Genomic DNA, 2,465 nt, shown 5'->3' with positions numbered 1-2,465 from the left:
GCTGGATGGCGAACCGGCGCGCGCGCTGGAGTACACCTGGCGCTCGACGGAGGGGCCGATGCATCAGGTGGTGGTGATGCAGGTGCGCGGTCAGCGGCTGCTGACGTTTACCGTCACGGCGGCGGGCGAACTGCGGGAAGAGCAGAAAACCGCGCTGTTAGCGGTGGTGGAGAGCTTTAAAAGCGCGTCCTGAAGGGAGTCGACATGCTGAATGACATACTGAGCCGGGTGGCCCGCGTGGGGGCCATGCATGCGGGGAGTCAGCCCGCGCCGCCGGCGGAACGCCCACAACCGTGTCAGGGCAAACCGCCGACGTCGCCGGGCAAGACCATCAAGCACGCCAGTTTTTTGGGGGCATTGCTGGGGGCCATCGCGGGCGCGCTGGTCGCGGCGGCGGCTTTTGCGGTAGCGGCAGCTGCGGTGGCGGTCACAGTGGCGGCTATTGTGTCCGTTACCGGATTCACCGGCGGATTTGGATTTGTGCTGGTCGTGGGGGCTGTCAAGCTGGCGGCCGGGTTCGGGCTCACCTATTTGCTCAAAGATCAGATTGCCGCGATTTCCGGCGGCGTCGCCGCGATGGTGGACAGCGTGACGCCGCCGTTTGGCCCGGTGGTCACCGGCTCCGGAAATGTCTTCGTCGAAAAATTACCCGCGTCCCGTGCCGAGGTCGATACGGTCGCCTGCACCAAACACAACTCGCCGCAGCCGATTGCCCAGGGCAGCGACACGGTATATGTCAATCAGCACGCCGCGGCGCGCATCGATGATAAAACCGTATGCGGCGGCACCCTGAAGGAAGGGGCATCTACCGTTTACTTCGGTGCGGGACAGCAGACCCTTTTGGACATTCAGGATGAATTCAGCTGGTGGGAGAAAGCCATTCTGATTGGCGTTGAGTTTTTGGTGCCGCCGAGCCGGGGCCTGTTCAAAGGGCTGGGACGATTGTTGACCCACCCCCGGGCCGCGCTCAGGGGGATGTACGCCGGCGCCTTGGTGACCGCCCGGGAGTTAAAGCGCATCGCGGGGTGCGCCAGTCGCGCCTTTCGCGAGAGTAAGGGGCTGGCACGCGTCAAGGAATCGATAAAAGCCTTCCTGAAAGACCCGGTGTATATCGCCAGCGGCGACGTGATTGAGTCGCGGCAGGATATCGCGCTGGGACAGACGCTGCCGCTGGTGTTCGAGCGCACCTACCGCTCGGCCTCGTCGCATTCGGGGTTGCTGGGACACGGCTGGCACGACAGCTGGAGCGAAGTCGCCCGGGTCAGTCAGGAAGGATTGAATACCCATGTCGTCATCACGCTGGCACAGGGCTTTGACATCGACTTCACCTTCCATCAGGACATCCAGGCGGTGTTCTGCCCGCTCTACCCCGCGTTTACCCTCCACCGCCGCGGCGAAGGTTTCAGCCTGTGGCACCGGGACAGCCAGACCTGGCGCACATTCAGCGTGGTGCAAGGCGATACGCGGCTGCTGAGTGAAATCCGCGACACCCATGACAACCACATCGCCCTGCTGCGTGACAGGCAGGGCCGCCTGCAACAGGTGCGGCACAGCGACGGTATCGAAATACGGTTGGTGTGGCAGGGTGACTTCGTGCATCAGCTTATCCGCACCGACGGCGCCCAGCGCACCGAGCTGGCATTGTACCGTCAGGACGAACTGGGCCGCCTGATGGAGGCGGACGCCACCCAGCTGTACCACCTCTACTACGAGTATGATGCGGCCAACCGGCTGACGCGCTGGGACGACCACGACCAGACCTGGGCGCGTTACGAGTATGACGAACAGGGGCGCTGCGTCTTCACCACCTGCGCCGATGGCTTTCTGACCGGACGCTTCGAATATTACCCCAACCGCGTCATCATGACCGACGGTCAGGGACACCGCAGCGAATACGGTTTTAACGACCTGTCGCTGATGAGCTATCAGCGCTCGCCGCTGGGCCACGAGACCCGCTACGAGTATGACCAGCATGGCAACCTGCTGCGGGAGATTTCGCCGCAGGGGCGCGTCACCGCCTTCAGCTATCTGGAGCAAACCGGACTGGTCAGCACCTTCACCGACGGCGGTGGTCAGATGTGGGCCTACGACTATGACGAGCAGGAACGGCTTTGCGGCGTGACGGACCCGCTGGGGCGCACCTGGGCGTGGGAGTATGACGCGGCGGGCGACCCGGTGCGGCTGACCGGCCCCGACGCCCGCGAAGTGCACTTCACGTGGAATCGCTACGGGCTGCTGACCCAGGTCAGCGACCGGGCCGGCGAGGTGCAGGCGCGGTTGCAGTATGACCATCGCCAGCGCCTGCTGAGCGCCACGGACGCGGAAGGCCGGATGCAGCACCTGCGCTACGACCCGCAGGACCGGGTGGTGCAGTGGCTGCGCCCGGACGGCGCGGCGTATCGGTTTGGCTACCGGCGGGCCAGCTGGCGTCTGCCGGAGCAGCTGTTGCGCCCGGATGAACGCGA

At 64.7% G+C, this 2,465-nt stretch carries 2 protein-coding genes; both read left to right on the top strand.

The genetic code is table 11. From position 1 onward, the window contains the following. The coding region (locus tag BLU64_RS16890) for a DcrB-related protein (protein ID WP_139171541.1) at positions 1 to 193 on the top strand (193 nt) is incomplete at its 5' end. 11 nt (positions 194 to 204) lie between these two features. Continuing rightward, positions 205 to 2,465 (top strand): DUF6531 domain-containing protein (locus BLU64_RS16885; protein ID WP_175527829.1); only part of this gene is annotated, 2,261 nt, incomplete at its 3' end.

The organism is Lonsdalea quercina, assembly GCF_900107885.1.
Lineage (GTDB): Bacteria > Pseudomonadota > Gammaproteobacteria > Enterobacterales > Enterobacteriaceae > Lonsdalea > Lonsdalea quercina.
This window is presented reverse-complemented; position numbering and strand designations above follow the sequence as displayed.